The organism is Deltaproteobacteria bacterium (genome assembly GCA_005879535.1).
Lineage (GTDB): Bacteria > Myxococcota > Myxococcia > Myxococcales > 40CM-4-68-19 > 40CM-4-68-19.
On record VBKI01000061.1, the window covers coordinates 1 to 16014 of the forward strand.

General features: G+C 68.6%; 17 protein-coding genes. 16 read left to right on the plus strand and 1 reads right to left on the minus strand.

All coding sequences use genetic code 11. The annotated features are described in order from the left end of the window. The 7 genes from E6J58_10475 to E6J58_10505 all read left to right on the plus strand — a co-directional run. A partial coding sequence (locus tag E6J58_10475) for a sugar nucleotide-binding protein (GenBank protein TMB37746.1) occupies positions 1–589 on the plus strand: 589 nt, incomplete at its 5' end. Then, positions 586–1437, plus strand: coding sequence for an ABC transporter permease (locus tag E6J58_10480; protein TMB37747.1), 852 nt, complete (start codon positions 586–588; stop codon positions 1435–1437). The genes E6J58_10475 and E6J58_10480, both read left to right, overlap by 4 nt. A gap of 11 nt (positions 1438–1448) precedes the next feature. Further along, entirely contained in the window at positions 1449–2204 is a 756-nt protein-coding gene (locus tag E6J58_10485; protein TMB37795.1) for an ABC transporter ATP-binding protein, read from the plus strand. Between the two features lie 51 nt (positions 2205–2255). Further along, the gene (locus E6J58_10490; GenBank protein ID TMB37748.1) at positions 2256–3026 is read left to right on the plus strand and encodes an acyl-CoA desaturase; all 771 of its coding nucleotides are present in this window, start codon (positions 2256–2258) and stop codon (positions 3024–3026) included. A gap of 109 nt (positions 3027–3135) precedes the next feature. Next, positions 3136–4284, plus strand: coding sequence for an FAD-binding oxidoreductase (locus E6J58_10495; protein ID TMB37796.1), 1149 nt, complete (start codon positions 3136–3138; stop codon positions 4282–4284). After that, entirely contained in the window at positions 4281–4991 is a 711-nt protein-coding gene (locus E6J58_10500) for an SDR family NAD(P)-dependent oxidoreductase (protein TMB37749.1), read from the plus strand. Before E6J58_10495 ends, E6J58_10500 begins: the two co-directional genes overlap by 4 nt. A 4-nt stretch (positions 4992–4995) precedes the next feature. Beyond that, positions 4996–5901 carry a decaprenyl-phosphate phosphoribosyltransferase gene (locus tag E6J58_10505; GenBank protein ID TMB37750.1) on the plus strand — a complete coding sequence of 302 codons (906 nt, stop codon included), beginning with the start codon at positions 4996–4998 and terminating at the stop codon, positions 5899–5901. Here the strand turns inward: E6J58_10505 and E6J58_10510 are convergent. Further along, complete coding sequence (locus E6J58_10510; GenBank protein TMB37751.1) at positions 5888–6859, minus strand: glycosyltransferase family 2 protein; 972 nt, start codon at positions 6857–6859, stop codon at positions 5888–5890. The two genes, E6J58_10505 and E6J58_10510, sit on opposite strands and share 14 nt — an antisense overlap. Here E6J58_10510 and E6J58_10515 point away from each other — a divergent pair. The 9 genes from E6J58_10515 (at position 6684) to E6J58_10555 (ending at position 15997) form a co-directional block, all read left to right on the plus strand. Next, the gene (locus tag E6J58_10515) at positions 6684–7790 is read left to right on the plus strand and encodes a glycosyltransferase family 4 protein (protein TMB37752.1); all 1107 of its coding nucleotides are present in this window, start codon (positions 6684–6686) and stop codon (positions 7788–7790) included. The genes E6J58_10510 and E6J58_10515 overlap by 176 nt on opposite strands. After that, positions 7736–8890: a glycosyltransferase family 4 protein gene (locus E6J58_10520; protein ID TMB37797.1), complete on the plus strand. Its 1155-nt coding sequence runs from the start codon at positions 7736–7738 to the stop codon at positions 8888–8890. The genes E6J58_10515 and E6J58_10520 overlap by 55 nt, the downstream gene beginning before the upstream one ends. A 13-nt stretch (positions 8891–8903) precedes the next feature. Beyond that, a complete protein-coding gene (locus tag E6J58_10525; protein TMB37753.1) occupies positions 8904–9827 on the plus strand; it encodes a PDZ domain-containing protein in 924 nt (307 codons plus the stop codon). Between the two features lie 138 nt (positions 9828–9965). Beyond that, on the plus strand, positions 9966–10181 hold the full coding sequence (locus E6J58_10530; GenBank protein ID TMB37754.1) for a hypothetical protein: 216 nt from the start codon (positions 9966–9968) through the stop codon (positions 10179–10181). A 71-nt stretch (positions 10182–10252) separates the two neighbouring features. Continuing rightward, positions 10253–11533, plus strand: coding sequence for a hypothetical protein (locus E6J58_10535; protein TMB37755.1), 1281 nt, complete (start codon positions 10253–10255; stop codon positions 11531–11533). Positions 11534–12124: 591 nt separating this feature from the next. Further along, positions 12125–13525 (plus strand): undecaprenyl-phosphate glucose phosphotransferase, encoded by a 1401-nt coding sequence (locus tag E6J58_10540; protein TMB37756.1) that lies wholly within the window; start codon positions 12125–12127, stop codon positions 13523–13525. Continuing rightward, complete coding sequence (locus tag E6J58_10545) at positions 13525–14670, plus strand: DUF1343 domain-containing protein (protein TMB37757.1); 1146 nt, start codon at positions 13525–13527, stop codon at positions 14668–14670. The genes E6J58_10540 and E6J58_10545 overlap by 1 nt, the downstream gene beginning before the upstream one ends. After that, positions 14663–15199, plus strand: coding sequence for a nicotinate-nicotinamide nucleotide adenylyltransferase (locus E6J58_10550; protein TMB37758.1), 537 nt, complete (start codon positions 14663–14665; stop codon positions 15197–15199). Before E6J58_10545 ends, E6J58_10550 begins: the two co-directional genes overlap by 8 nt. A gap of 12 nt (positions 15200–15211) precedes the next feature. After that, positions 15212–15997 carry a hypothetical protein gene (locus E6J58_10555; protein TMB37759.1) on the plus strand — a complete coding sequence of 262 codons (786 nt, stop codon included), beginning with the start codon at positions 15212–15214 and terminating at the stop codon, positions 15995–15997. Positions 15998–16014 lie beyond the last annotated feature (17 nt).

Below are 16014 nucleotides of genomic sequence, written 5' to 3' on the forward strand. Positions count from 1 at the left end.
GAATAACGGAGCGCGGCTCACCACGGTCTCGACGGATTACGTGTTCGACGGGATGAAGGGGAGCTACTCCGAAGATGATGCGCCCAATCCGCGCAGCATTTATGCGCGGACAAAGCACATAGGCGAGGAAGCGGCGTTGATCCTCGCGGATGACGTCGCCGTCTGTCGTACAGCGCTTGTCTACAGCGCACGCCGTGGAGTGAAGTGGACGTTTCCGCTGACGGTCCTCGAGTCGCTTCGCGCTGGTAAGCAGGTGAAGGCATTCACGGACCAGATCGGTTCCCCCACGTTGGCGGACAATGCGGCCGAGATGGTGATCGGCGTCCACCGCTCCGGCGCGCGCGGGATCTTCCACTGCGCCGGGGCGACGGAGATTTCCCGGGTAGACTTCTGCCGCGCCCTGGCGCGCAAGCTCGGAGCCGACGAGGCGTTGATCGTTCCCGTGCGGCTCGCGGAAATGAAGCTGCCGGCGCCGCGGCCGTTGAAGTGCGGGCTGCGCGTGGACAAGGTCCGAGGTCTTCTCGGGGCGTCGGTACCGCTGCCGCTGGAGGCCGCGATGGACCGCTTCCTCGCGGAGCGCTCGCGATGACGGAGCTGGCGGACACCGCGCCCGCCGCGGGCACGCTCGGCCATCCTTCGCGCAGGTCGGCGCTAGGGGAGCTCCTGCAGTACCGGCCGCTGGTGGCGATGCTCGTCGTGCGCGAGCTGAAGGTCCGCTACAAGCGCAGCATTTTCGGGCTGCTCTGGACGATGCTGAACCCGCTGCTCCTGATGGTGGTCTACACCGTGGTCTTCGCCACCATCATGAAGGCGCCGCAGCGGAACTTCGCCATCTTCCTTCTCTCCGGTCTCCTCCCCTGGCTGTTCTTCAGCATCGCGGTCCTGCAGGGACTCCACTCCATCCTCGTCAACCAGGAGCTGATCCGGAAGGTGCGGGTGCCGCAGGCCGTGTTTCCGCTCGCGGTGGTGGCCTCGAATCTCGTCAATTTCACGCTCTCGCTGGCGCCGCTTCTCCTTTTGATGGCAGTCCTCCGGCAACCGTTCACGGCGGCATTGTTCTTCCTGCCCGTGGCCACCCTGATCCTGACGGTCTTTACCAGCGGCGTGACGCTTCTCTTCGCCACCTTCACCGTTTTCTTCCGCGACGTCCGCCACCTCGCGGAGGTGGCGCTGCAGATGCTGATGTATCTGTCGCCGGTCTTCTACGATCTGCAGATGCTCGGCCAGCACGATGCCTGGTGGTTCCGCGCCTTCCGCCTCTTCCTGAAGATCAACCCGCTCTGGTACCTGCTGCAGCTCGTGCGCGATCCCGTGTACTACGGGAAGCTGCCGGCGCTGCCCGTCGTCGCCGTCGCGTCGGCGGCGGCGCTGGCGGCGCTGTTCGTCGGGTTCAGCGTCTTCAACCGGCTCGCCCCGCGGCACATCCACTACCTGTGAAGAACGGACAGATCCAGATCCGCGACGCCGGAGTCAGCTACCGGCTCTACCGCGAAAAGGTGAGCACGCTGAAGGAAGCGGTGGTCAATCGCTTCCGGCATCTCCGCTCGGCCGAGACGTTCTGGGCGCTGCGCCGCGTGACGCTCTCCATCGAACCGGGCGAGTCCATCGCGCTGGTCGGTCACAATGGGAGCGGGAAGAGCACGTTGCTCAAGACCATCGCCGGCGTGCTCATGCCCACCGAGGGCGAGGTCATGGTCCAGGGCCGCATCAGCCCGATGATCGAGCTCGGGGCGGGCTTCGATCCGGAGCTCTCCGGCCGCGACAACATCTATCTCAACGGCGCGCTCCTCGGTTTCTCCCGCAAGCAGATGGAGGGAAAGTTCGACCGCATCGTCGCCTTCTCCGAGCTGGCCGACTTCATCGACTTGCCGATCAAGAACTACAGCTCCGGCATGTACGCGCGGCTCGGCTTCGCCATTGCCCAGGACGTGGAGCCCGACATCCTCATCGTCGACGAGGTGCTGGCGGTCGGCGACGAGCGCTTCCAGGAGAAGTGCAAGGCGCGCATCCGCGATTTCCGTACGGCGGGCATCACCTTCTGCTTCGTCTCGCACAACTACGAGGCGGCGCGGGAGTTGTGCCCGCGGGCAGCCGTGCTCCATCACGGCCGCCTGGCGTTCGACGGACCCATCGATGAAGGGTGGGAGAAATACCGCGAGCTGGAGCGCGGCCCAGGGCCGGGACCGCAGATTGAAATCGGATAGATGACAGCGCGATGACAGTGGCGCGTTATCCGATCATGCAATCCCGGAGGGATATTGGTCTACGCTTTCTTCGTCTCACACTGGCTGCTCAGCGTCCTCTTCCAGAGCCTTTTCCAGCATCGCTTCGCGGCCCACCGCATGTACGACATGCCGAAGCGCACCGAGCGGGTGATGCACTTCCTCGCCTTTCTCGTGCAGGGCAGCTCGTACCTGAACCCGCGCGCCTACGCGATCCTGCATCGCGAGCATCATGCGTTCAGCGACACCGACCACGATCCACACACCCCGTGGCTGCACTCGAACGCGTTGTCGATGATGTGGAAGACGAAGAAGCGCTACTCCGATTACGCCCATGGCCGGGCGCAACCAGAGCCGCGGTTCGACGGTGGGTTCCCGGATTGGCCATGGCTCGAGGAGTTCGCCGATGCGTGGCCGACCCGGCTCGCCTTCGGGATGTTCTATTCCGTCTTCTATCTCTCGTTCGCCACGCACTGGTGGCAGCTCGCATTCATGCTGCCGTTCCATTTCGTGATGGGTCCGGTCCACGGGGCCATCGTCAACTGGGCGGGTCACAAGTACGGCTACCAGAACTTCGACAACGGCGACAAAAGCCGCAACACGCTGCCCTTCGACTTCCTCACCATGGGCGAGCTGTTCCAGAACAACCACCACAAGTGGGTTGCGAGCCCCGACTTCGCGGCGCGCTGGTTCGAGGTGGACCCCGGTTGGCAGGTGCTCAGGCTGCTCGCCCTCGCCCGGGTGGTGACCATCCGCACGCCGCAGCGGGCCGTGTTCCCGGAGCCGTTGCCCAAGGCCGCGTGATAAGAACCGCGGCGTGACCGAGTCGTGGGGCCGCTACCCGCAGGCCAGGCACGCCGCTGAAGTCCGCCTGAACTGGCGCGCAGGCCTCACGCTGCCGGTGGTCGGCCCCATGCTCCCGTATGGCCAGGGCCGCAGTTACGGCGACTCCTGCCTGAACGACGGTGGCAAGCTGCTGCGGACCGCCGGGCTCGACCGGTTCATCTCCTTCGACGCCGAGTCGGGCAGCTTGCGCTGCGAAGCGGGGGTGACGCTCGGCGAGATCCTCCGCCTGCTCGTGCCGCGCGGCTTCTTTGTTCCGGTCGTTCCGGGGACCAAGCACGTGTCCGTCGGCGGGGCGATCGCGAACGACATCCACGGGAAGAACCACCACCGGGCCGGCTCCTTCGGGGCGCACGTGCGCAAGCTCGAGCTGCTTCGCTCCGACGGCGAAGCGCAGGAGCTCGGACCCGACGACCAATTGTTCCAGGCGACCGTGGGCGGGCTCGGGCTCACTGGGCTCATCACCTGGGCCGAGATCGCGCTGCGGCGGATTCCGGTCGCCGCCGTCCGGATGGAGGCGATCCCGTTCGCCGGGATGGACGAGTTTCTCTCTCTCTCTGAGGAGAGCGACGCTGAATTCGAGTACACGGTGGCGTGGGTGGACGTCCTCTCCCGCTCGCAACGCGGAGTCTTCTTCCGCGGCGACCACGCGGCGGGAGCGATCCATGCCCCCCGCGGACAGGCTGCGGTTCCTCTGGACGTGCCCGCGGTCAATGCCCTGACGGTGCGCGTCTTCAACGCCGCGTACTACGCCGCCCAGAAGCTGGCGGGACGATCGCGGCTGCAGCACTGGGATCCGTTCTTCTTTCCCCTCGACGGCGTCGCCCACTGGAACCGGCTCTATGGACGCCGCGGCCTGCTGCAGTTTCAGTGCGTCGTCCCCACGCCGGAAGCGCTGCGGGCGCTGCTGAGCGAAGCGCCTCCCTCGCCGCTGACGGTGCTCAAGCGGTTCGGTCCGGCGCGCTCGCCTGGAATGCTCTCCTTTCCGCGCCCCGGGTTCACGTTCGCGCTCGACCTGCCCAATCGGGGCGAGGAGACGTTCGCGCAGCTTGCCCGGCTGGAAGCGCTGGCGATGGAGGCCGGGGGCGCGATCTATCCGGCGAAGGACGCGCGCATGTCCGCGGAGACGTTCGCGCGGTCGTTTCCGCGGCTGGGGGAGTTCTCGGCCCACCTCGACCCCGCGTTCTCGTCGTCGTTCTGGCGGCGGGTGCATCGGTGAGGATCGTCGTGCTCGGCGCCACGTCCGCCATCGCCCAGGCGGCGGCGCGGATCTGGGCGGAGCGGGGCGAGGAGCTCTTGCTGGTGGGCCGCGATCCGCAAAAGCTCGAGGCGGTCGCCGCCGACCTGCGGACGCGCGGCGGCACCGTCGAAACGGTGGTTCACGATCTCGATCGCGACCAGGCCGGCCTCGTCGGACGCGTGGGCGCGCCGGACGTGGTGCTGCTGGCGCAGGGAGTATTCGGGGACGCGAGCCGGCGCGACCGCGATCCCGAGTATGCCGAGTCGATTCTCCGCACGAACCTGATCTCTCCGGTGCGGCTGCTGACGCTGCTCGCGCCGGCTCTTCCCCCGGGATCGTGCATCGCCGCGCTCTCGTCCGTCGCGGGCGATCGCGGCCGCGCCAGGGTCGGCGTCTACGGGGCCTCCAAGGCGGGGCTCGACTCGTTCCTCTCCGCGCTGCGCCAGCGGCTGCAGGGCTCCGGCGTTCGGGTGCTGGCGCTGAAGCCCGGATTCGTCGACACACCGATGACTGCGTCGCTGCCGAAGACGCCGCTCTTCGCCAGCGCGGCGCAGGTCGGGCGCGGGATCGTGCGCGCCGTGGATATGGGCCGCGACGCGGTCGTTTACTTGCCGTGGTGGTGGCGGCTGATCATGCTGGCGGTCAAGGCGCTGCCGGAGGGCGTCTTCAAGCGCCTGAAGTTCTGACCGTATGACCCATGCCCGGTCTCCAGCGCTGAGGGGGTCCGAGTCGCTGCCGCTGCTCGAGGCGATGCGCCCGCGCCAGTGGAGCAAGAACGTCTTCGTCCTGGCGGGGATCGTCTTCGCCGGTCGGCTCTTCGAAGGCCGCGCCGAGCTGCGCGTGCTGGCGTGCTTCGCGCTCTTCTGCGCCGCCTCCAGCGCAGTGTACCTGGCGAACGACGTCGCCGACCGCGCCAGCGACGTCCACCATCCGCTCAAGCGCCAGCGGCCGGTCGCGTCGGGGCGCCTGCGGCCGGGGGCGGCCATCGCCGCATGCGCCGTCCTGACGGCGGCGGCGCTGGCGGCGGCAGCGCTGCTCAACGGAGCGACCCTCGGCATCACCGCCGGCTATCTCGCGAGCACGTTTGCCTACAGCTTCGGGCTCAAGCGGGTGTTCCTGCTCGACGTGATGATCGTGGCGGCAGGCTTCGTGCTCCGCGCGGCGGCGGGAGCAGCCTGCATCGATGCCGAAATCTCGCCCTGGCTGCTGGTCTGCTCGTTCCTGCTGGCGCTGTTCCTCGCCCTCGGCAAGCGGCGCGCGGAGCTGGTGCTTCTCGGAGAGGACGCGACCAACCATCGGGCGGCGCTCGGAAGCTACAGCCTGCCGCTGGTCGACAGCTGGCTGACGGCTTTGGCGGGCGCGGCCATCGTCTCCTACGCGCTCTATACGCAGTCGCCGCGCACCGTCGAGCACTTCGGCACGACCAATCTTCTCTACACCGTGCCGTTCGTCATCTACGCGCTCTTCCGCTATCAGCATCACGTCGTGCGCCAGGACGCCGGCGGCGATCCGGGCAGCCTGCTGGTCCAGGACGCCGGCCTCTGGCTGTCGCTCCTGGGCTGGGCGATCACCGCAGCCGCGGTCATCTATCGCTGAGCGCGCGCAGCGCCGCGCAGCCGCCCGCCGCCGCCGCCCGCACCTCGGCCCAGGCGAGCGCCGGGCGCAGCCGCAGCAGCTCGAGGGGCGCCTTCACGGCTGCGCGGTAGGCCACGGTCAGCACGACCAGTGGCGCCGCCTTCACCAGCGGTTCGTGGCGCGCGAGCGTCCGCAGATGGCCGACGCCCAGCAGGTATCGCTGCGCGGGCGAATCGGCGCCGAAGGTCGCTCCGAAGCGGTGGCGCGCGGTTGCGGCGCGCACGTAGAAGGATCGGTAGCCGGCGCTGGCGGCGCGCAGTGAGAGGTCCACGTCCTCGTAGTAGGCGAAGTACGCGGGGTCGAAGAGGCCGATCTCGCGGAGCATCGACGCCCGCAAGAGCGCGGCGCCGCCGCTGACGCCTTCGACCTCGCCGTCGGTGCGGGAGAGCTCGGCGAGCGGGACGCGGAAGTCGCGGTCCCGTGCGCGGCCGAACCCATCGAGGATCAAGCCGGTGGAGTTGACCACCTCCTCACCGCGAAAGAGCAGGGTGCCGGTGAGCAGCCCGACTTCGGGGTGCGCGCGCGCCCCGTCGAGCAGGATGCGGAGCCAGTCCGGCGCAAGCTCCACGTCGTTGTTGATCAGGGCGACGAAGTCGGCGCCGGCGTCGAGGGCCCGGCGCATCGCCTCGTTGTTGCCCCGGCTGTACCCCATGTTTTCCGGGAGACGGAGATGCTCGACGTCGGGAAAATCGCACGCCAGCAGCGCGGCGGTCCCGTCGGTGGAGGCGTTGTCCACCACCACGATGTGCAGGGGGACGCGGGCATCCTGGCGGCGAAGCGCGCGGAGGCATTCGGGGAGCAGATGCGCGCCGTTCCAGGTGAGCACGACGGCGTGCACCCGCGGGCTCTCCGATGCTACATCCTCGGGTCCCTTGCTCGACGTGGGAATCAACGCCGCTCCTCTCGCCGCCGCGCGCACCGGGGTGGGGCGCTACATCGCCGGGCTGCTCGACGCGCTCGCAGCCGCGAAATCCGACAACTTGCGCGCGCGCCCGCTCTTTCTTCCCGGCGCGCCCGCCCGGCGGATGCGCACGTTCATCAAACGTCTTCCCTTCGCCTACTCCCTGGCGGAGGCCGGCCGCGCCGCCGTCCTCTGGCGCGAGCGGCCCAGCGTGTACCACGAGACCAACCACGCCGCTCCTCCATTTCGCGGTCCGGTGGTGGTGACCGTGCACGACCTGTCGACGCTTCTCCACCCCGGCACGCAGGAGAGCGCGCGGGCGCGGCACTTCGCCCGGAAGCTCCGATCGCTGAGGGCACTTGCGCAACGCGTGATCGTGCCGACGGAAGCAATCGCGCGCGAGGTTGTCGAGCACCTGGGCGTGGGTCCGGATCGCGTGCGGGTCATCCACCATGGCGTCGATGCTCGGTTCACCCCCGCCGACGTGCCGCGGGAGCGGTTCGTGCTGTTCGCGGGCGATGCCGGGCCGCGCAAGGGACTCGCCACGCTGCGGGCGGCGCTGCCGGAGGGAGTCGAGCTCAGGATCGCCGGCCCGGGACATGGGTACGTGACGGACGACGAGCTGGTGGGGCTCTACCGCAGGGCGGCGCTGCTCGTGCTGCCTTCGCTGTACGAGGGGTTCGGGTTTCCCCTGATCGAAGCGATGGCCTGCGGGACGCCGTGCATCGCGAGCGACGATCCGGCCTTGGTCGAAGTTTCGGGTGGCGCTGCGTTGCACTTCCCGCGGATCGACGCGGGCGCGTTGCGGGTACTGCTGCGGCGGGTGCTCGAGGGAAACGGGACGCTGCGGGCGGAGCTGTCGGGGAAAGGCCTGGTGCGGGCGCGAAACTTCCGCTGGGATCGGTCCGCGGCGCTGCACGTCGAGGTCTATCGGGAGGCGGCGAGGTGAAGGTCGCCCTCGTTCACGACTGGCTCACCGGCCTGCGCGGCGGCGAGCGGGTCCTCGAGCAACTCTGCCTCCTCTATCCGGAGGCGGACATCTTCACCCTGATCTACGTTCCCGGGAGCTGCGGGCCGATCATCGAACGCCATCGCATCCGCGCGAGCTTCCTCGACCGGCTCCCGAAGCGGAGCTACCGGCACTATCTGCCGCTCTTTCCGGTGGCGATCGAGAGCTTCGATCTGTCCGCGTACGAGCTGGTGATATCGACGAGCCACGCGGTGGCGAAGGGGTGCAGGCCGGGGAAGCATGCAGTGCACGTCGCGTACATCCATACGCCGATGCGCTACGTCTGGGATCAGTTCGACGCCTATTTCGGCGAGGGCCGGGCAGGGACGCTGACGCGCATCGCTGCGGCGGCGCTGGCGCCCCTGCTTCGCCGCTGGGACGTCCGCTCGACGGCGCGGGCACATGGCCTGGTCGCGAACAGCCGGTTCGTGGCGGGACGAATCCGCCGCTACTGGGGCCGGGAGGTCGATGCGGTGGTGTACCCCCCTGTCGACAGCTCGCGCTTCGTCCCCGCCGCGGAAGGGCCCTCGCCGGACGACTATGCGCTGATTGTCTCCGCCTTGGTCCCCTACAAGCGCCTGGAGCTGGCGGTGAGCGCGTTCTCGCGCGTCAAGCGGCGGCTCTGGATCGCCGGCGACGGACCGGAGCGGCTCCGGCTGGAGCGGGCAGCGGGTCCGTCGGTCCGCTTCCTCGGCGTCGTCTCGCAGGACGACTTGCCGCGTCTCTACGCGGGCGCGCGCTTCTTCGTCCTTCCGGGGGAGGAGGACTTCGGGATCGCACCCGTGGAATCGCAGGCCGCCGGCCGGCCCGTGCTCGCGCTCGGGCGCGGTGGCGCGCTGGAGACAGTGATCGACGGCGAGACCGGGGTCTTCTTCCCGCAACCTACGGTCGAGTCGCTCCTCGACGGCATCGCGGCCATCGACGGGCTGCAACCCGATCCGATGAGGATTCACGAGCACGCCAGACGATTCGACGTGGCCCGCTTCGGTCCGGAGCTGCGGGGCGCGATCGAGGGTTGCTTGACACGCGTCCGCCGGTAATCAATTTGCGGCGATGGTTCGCTTCGCATCCAGCGACGAAGAGCTGCTTGACGCCTACTCGCATGCGGTCACTTCCGTGGTCGACGCGGTCGGGCCCGCGGTGGTGAGCGTCTCCTTGCCCCGGGGCGGTGGCTCGGGGGTGCTGTTCACCCCCGACGGGTACCTGCTCACGAACGCCCATGTGGTCGGCCGCGCCGGCGCCGTGAAGATCGGGCTTAACGACGGGTCCGCCCACGACGGCAACGTGGTCGGAACCGATCCCGCGACCGACCTCGCCGTGGTCCACATCGATGGAGCGCACCTGCCGGCGGCCGAGCTGGGCAGCAGCGGCAAATTGCGCGTCGGCCAGCTGGTGGTGGCGATCGGCAACCCGCTCGGTTTCTCCTTCACCGTCAGCGCCGGCGTGGTCAGCGCGCTCGGCCGCACTCTGCGGGCGCAGGACGGTCGGCTGATGGACGCCATCATCCAGAGCGACGTTGCGCTCAACCCCGGCAACAGCGGTGGTCCCTTGGTTGACAGCCACGCGCGCGTAGTCGGCATCAATACCGCGGTGATCCTCGGCGCCCAGGGGCTCAGCTTCTCGGTTCCGGTCGACACCGCCCGTTGGGTCCTCGCCGAGCTGATGCAGCGCGGCCGGGTGCGCCGCGGCGTCCTCGGACTGGCTGCGCAGATCCGACCGCTCGACCGGCGCATCGCGCGGCACCACAACCTCTCCCAGAAGAACGGCATCGAGCTGATGGAGGTGGTTCCTGACAAGCCCGCCGCCCGCGCAGGCCTCCGCGCCGGCGACATCCTCCTCGCGCTCGACGGAACCACGGTGCAGACGGTGGACGAGGTCCACAGGCTACTCGGCGCCTCGTCCATCGGCCGCGCCATGGCGTGCAAGGCATTGCGCGGCGGGTCGATCCTGGACGTCATGGTCACGCCATCGGAATGACGTCCGCCGTGTGAAGTTCCTCCTGGTCCGCCCTCGCCTGTGAACTGATTCATCCACGCGTCGCCGAACGCGTGCCGCGCCGCGAGATCGTTGTGCACCCTGCAGAGGTTACGCGGACATAACGATCAGGCGCAGCACTTGAGCCATCGACATGTTTCTGCGCCCTCGCGCGTAGCATCGAGGACGCCGAGTTGCTCCACGGGCCTCTTCGGCGGCTGGTCAAAAGCGCTCGCCGCATACCAGTTCAACGACGTCTTCGGCATGCTCGCGCTGACCAAACCGGTACTCGGCGCGCGCCCCACCCGCTTCGGCTCCGGCCGCCCCGAGGACCTGGTCCAGACGGCGCACGGCTAGCGCTTGCTCGCTGATTGAAAACGCGAGCTGTCGCTTCCAGATTCCAGTTTCGGCAGAGAGTCGTGGCCCGCATGCGCAACACTGTCTCCCTCTGCGCCGCGTTCCTGGCTGCGGTTGCCAACGTCCGATGCGACTCGCGCTCAGCGCCCATCGCTCCAACTGACGCAGGTACCGTCAGCTCCGGCGGCGGAGGCGCACAGCCCGACGCGGGTACCAGCATCGGAGGAGGCGGACAACCCGATGCAGGGAATGGTGGCGCTGGCGGACAGCCGGATGCGGGCGGCGCCGTCGCCGGACACGACGAATGCGCCGGGCTCGGTCCGGGTACCGTGGGCCAGCCTTCGGCGTCGGTCGCCATACCTGCGACCGACCACGAGAACTGGTTCCCGGGGGCGACCGATGGCTCCGGCACCGTCGCTCTGATGATGACGAACGACAACTTCGAGCCTTCGTTGAGAATCCGCCTGTTCCACCCGTCAGGCGCGGAACGCGGAGCGTATCGGAGCGCCCAGGTCACGCTGGGCGAGGCAATCGTCGGGCAACTTCAAGGAATCGTGGTGAGCTACTACGACACCGTGTACGCCCGCGGCGAGTTGGCCGCCCTCGACGAGAACGGGTCCGTGATGGCGACGACCGAATTCGAGGGCATCCCATGGTGGCCGATCGCCAACGATCCTCTGGGCGGGATCGTGGTGATCCATAGCCCCCCGCCCAGCGTAGTTGCCGCTTACGACGAGCGCTTGAACCTCCGCTTCCGTACCCAGCTCTCTTCCACCGAGCGGGTGCTCGAATTCGGCGTCGATCGACAGGGGAACTCGCTCGTTCTCCTGGATGCAACGGATCGGTACGGCAGCGGTAAGGTCGGGGGCATCTGGATCGACCATTCCGGCAATGCCGGAGCGGAGTTCCTGGCCGTCGAAAACGTTCCGTCACCCCCGTATCTCTTTCTCACGCCTCGTGTCGGAAACGGCTTCTTCGCGGCACGGAATCCGGGGCCGCCCACGACGGCGGCATGGATCGGCCAATTCGACGCGATGGGCGAAGGTACCGCTCCGCCGGACTGGCTCACGGCGCGTCCCGTGTCGACGCTACCCGTGGTACGCAACGGGCGCGCGTACGCCGTCATCCATCCGGCCCGCCTGGATGCGGTCTGCCATGCCGATATCGAGGTTGTCGCACCGTCTGGCAAGAGCTGCGGAACGGCCGCCTTTCCCGTCGACCAATCTGGCCAGTTCTGTGCTGGCGGTCTGTTCGTAGGCTCCGACGGCACCGTCGTCGGGGGGCGGGCCGAGGACGCGAGTCCCGGATCCCGCACCTTCACGTTCCGCTGGTGGACGGGTTTTCTGCACTGACGAGGGCAACTGCAGCGGCGGCTCAACTGAAGGTCGGTAGATGCTCGACGACGGGGATGCCGGCCACCTCGACGGCGCGGGCGCCGCACCAGTTGGCGAGCCGGGCCGCACGCGCCGCGGGCCAGCCGCGCACAAGCCGACCGCGAAGCCCGCCAAGAAACAGTCGCCAGCACCGTCGGATCGATCTCGTGCGCCGGAAAGGCGGCGACGCGTTGCTCCAACGTGGCGGACAAGACGGTGCACCCGCGCGCCCCTTCCACTATGCAAGGCTCCGCATAGTGGAGGAGGCGGACGTTGTCGGCAGTGGAGGGGCCGAGCTCGCGGTGCAGGAAGTTGAAGAGGCTCGAGTGACCCAGGTCGACCCACGACCTGTTCCGGTTGAAGTCCGCAAGAGCGACGAGAAAATCTGCCATCGCGACGTGCTCGCGGCTGAGCAAATCGGCGAGATGGCTGGCCAGGACGCGTGCGTGTGTCATGTGAACAGCGTCGCACGCGCTCCCGCGGAATACCGTCGGACGCCTGCCCGACGCCGGCCCGCGCACGGTGGCCGATCGCTTGCGCGGCACGTCCTTCGCTGCTAGGCCAACCTCGATGTTCAAGCGGCACCACCAGCTCTTCACCGCGCTCCGCGTGCTGCTCGACATGCTCCTCGTCGGCGTCGCGTTCTGGGGCGCCTACGCCCTCCGCTTCGGTTCGCCGCGGACCTGGCCGTATCCGGAGCTGCCGCTTCCCGAGGAGACGTTCATCGTCGCGTCGCTCGCTCTGGTCATCTGGCCGCTCTCGCTGCGCGCGATGGGCCTGTACCGGCCGCAGCGACACAGGACGCCGCTCGACGAGGTGTTCGGCGTCTTCAAGGCCACCTTGATGGCCGGCCTGCTGCTGGTGGCCGTCACGTACTTCATCCGCGAGTCGCGATACTCCCGCGGAACGCTCGCGCTCTTCACTGCCCTGAGCTTCCTCGGCATTTCGCTGGCGCGCGTCTTCTTCAAGGAGGTGCTGCAGGCGCTGCGCCGGCGTGGGTACAACCTCCGGTACGTCCTGGTGCTCGGCGCAGGGCGCCTCGCGCGCCAGGTGATGGAGCAGTTCGACCTGCATCGCGAGCTGGGCTTCCGACCCGTCGGGTGCCTGAGCGTAACCCGCAAGCGGGTGGGCACCAGCGTGGCCGGCGTGGAGGTCCTGGGAACGATGCGCGAGCTGCGCCACGTCCTGGAGACGCGCGGCGTCGATCAGGTGCTGGTCGCGCTCCCTTCGAGGTCAATGCACCACCTGCCGCGCATCATGGAGATCTGCGCGGACACCACGGTGGACGTGAAGCTCGTCCCCGACGTGTACCAGTACGCGACGCTCTTCGGCGGCCTCGAGGAGTTCGGCGGCCTGCCCATCGTCAATCTCCAGTCCACCGGGGTGCTGGGGATCAACGCCATCGCCAAACGGACGTTCGATCTCATCTTCTCCAGCCTTTTCCTGCTTCTGCTCTCGCCGCTCCTCCTTGCCGTCGCCACCCTCATCAAGGCGACCAGCCCCGGGTCGGTCCTGTACTCGCAGGAGCGCGTCGGCCTCGACGGCAAGCCCTTCCGGATGCTGAAGTTCCGCACCATGCGCAACGACGCCGAAGCCTTGGGCCCGCGCTTCGCGCAGAGCGGCGACCCCCGCGTCACGCAGCTCGGCGCCTGGCTCCGCCGCGCCTCCATCGACGAGCTTCCGCAGCTCTGGAACGTCCTCTGCGGCGACATGAGCCTCGTCGGACCCCGCCCCGAGCGCCCGGTGTTCATCGATCAGTTCCGCCGCCACATCCCCCGCTACCAGCTGCGGCACATGGTGAAGAGCGGGATGACCGGGTGGGCGCAGATCCATGGCCTGCGCGGGAACACCAGCATCGAGAAGCGCGTCGAGTACGACCTCTACTACATCGAGCACTGGTCGCTGCTGCTCGACCTGAAGATCCTCGCGCGCACGCTGGCGTTCGGCTTCCTCTCCCGGAACGCCTACTGATGATCGCGATTCCGGAGCTGCTCGCGGCGGTGAAGGGGCTGCGCGTCGGCGCCATCCTCAATCCAACCAGCGTCACGCCGGACCTCCGCCACCTCGCCGACGTGCTGCACGAACGCAAGGTCCTCGCCGCGCTCTTCGGCCCCGAGCACGGGGTGCGCGGGGACCTGCAGTACCTCGAGGAGGTGGCCGACGCCCGCGATCCGCGCACCGGCGTCCCCGAGCACTCTCTCTACGGCAAGGACTTCGCCTCGCTGACGCCGAAGGACGAGCACCTGGGCGGCCTCGACGCGCTGGTCTTCGACGTGCAGGACGTGGGCAGCCGCTACTACACGTACCTGGCGACCATGGGGCTCGCGATGAAGGCCGCCGCGAAGCACAAGCTGCGCTTTCTCGTCCTCGACCGACCCAATCCCATCGGCGGACTGGCCGTCGAGGGAGGCGTCGTCCACCCCGGATTCGAATCGTTCGTCGGCCTTTGGCCGGTGTGCGCCCGCCACGGCCTGACCTCCGGCGAATACGCGCGGCTGGTCAACGAGGGAATCGGCTGCGACCTGCGCGTCATCCGGCTGCAGGGCTGGCGTCGAGACCTCCATTTCGCCGAGACGCGACTACCCTGGGTGATGCCGTCCCCGAACATGCCGACGCCGGAGACCGCGCTGGTCTACCCGGGCATGTGCCTGCTCGAGGGTACCAATCTCTCGGAAGGCCGCGGCACCACCCGGCCGTTCGAGCTCTTCGGTGCCCCCTGGCTCGATCCCCAGCGGCTCGCCGACGATCTCGCCCGCGAGCCCCTCGAAGGTCTCCGCTTTCGGCCCTGTTCGTTCACCCCCACGTGGGACAAGCACAGGGGGCAGCGCTGCCACGGCGTGCAGATCCACGTCGAGTATCCGCGCGGCTTCGACTCCGTCCGTCTCGGCGTTGCCGCCATCGGCCACGCCCGCGCCCAGAATCCGGCGAAGTTCCGCTGGCGTACGGAGAAGTACGAGTTCGTCGACGACAAACCGGCCATCGATCTGCTCACCGGCAGCGCCGCGTTCCGGACCAGGGCCGACCAGGGCGCATCGACGGCGCAGCTCTGCGCTCTCTGGGACGCGGAGCGCGACGCCTTCGCGCGGGATCGGCTGAGGTTTCTCCTCTATGCCTGAGATCGCCCTCTTCGGCGGCAGCTTCGATCCGCCGCATGTCGGGCACCTGCTGGCCGCCTCGTACGTCCTCGCGACAGAGCCCATCGACGAGCTCTGGCTGGTCCCGGTGGAACACCACCCGTTCGCGAAGCCTTTGGTGGGCTCGTACGACCACCGGATCGAACTCTGCGAGCACCTCGCCGCGCAGCTTCCCCGCACCCGCGTCTCGCGCGCCGAGCAGGAGTCCGGTCAAGGGCGCACCGTCGACCTGCTCGAGTGGCTCCACCGCAAGCACCCGCAGACGCGCTGGGCGTTGATGCTCGGCACCGACCTCGACGCGGAGAAGCCCCAGTGGAAGCGCTTCGAACGCGTCGAGCAACTGGCGCGCCTCATCACCGTCCGCCGCGGCGGCTACGGCGAGGGGGGTGTGGCCATCCCCGAGATCTCCTCCACCCAGGTGCGTGCGCTGCTGAAGTCCGGCGGAGACGCCTCGCAGCTCGTCCCTCGCACGGTGCTGGAAGCCATCCGCGACGCCGGCACCTACCGCTGATATCGTCCCGCCGTGCGCTCCCTCGCTCTCGCCCTCTGCCTCGCCGCCGCAGCGCCTGCAGTCGCCGATCCCGAAGAGCCCAGGGAGATCCCCATCGTCGTCCCCACTCCAATCCCGGTGGGGTTCCTCGTCGCCTGGAAGCCCACGCTGCTCTCGGTGCGCGTCGACAGCGGCGCCGGCTCGGAATTCGGCTCCGACAAGGTGCAGCTCTTGCGCGGCCTTGCCCGCTGGACGACGACCCTGTTCGACGAGCAGTTGATGGCGCGCGCGGAGATCGAGGGCGGCCAGTTCGAGAGCGACACGCAGGGGAGCCGGCTCGGGTCGAACGGCGTCGACTTCACCGTCCGGCTCCTGGGCGGGACGGCGACGCGCATCTCGCCGGGATTCATCATCACGGCGAGCGCCGGCCCCATCACCCGGTATCAATGGGGGACGCAGGCCCAGAGCGGGGCGCCGCGGGTGGGCATCTTCGGCATTTCCTCCAACATCGAGCTCGAGTACCGCCTGGCCCCGCTGCTCACGGTCTCCGGCTATTTCGAGGGCGCGCTGGCTCCCTTTCCCTACGCGGCACAGCGCAACCTCGGCGACCTCTCCGACGCGAGCGAGATCCGCCTCCGCCTCCAAGTCTCCGTCGACGTCAGCCCTCGGACGGCCGTGGACGTCGGCTACGACTTCACCCGATGGCACGCGAGTTTTTCCGGCTCCAGCGTGCTGGACCCGTCGCGGGCGGCGGACCAGGCGCTCCTCCTCGAAGCCCGGGAGCACGCGATCACGTTCGGGGTGCGCTGGAAGCCTTGAACGGGACCCCCGCGAAG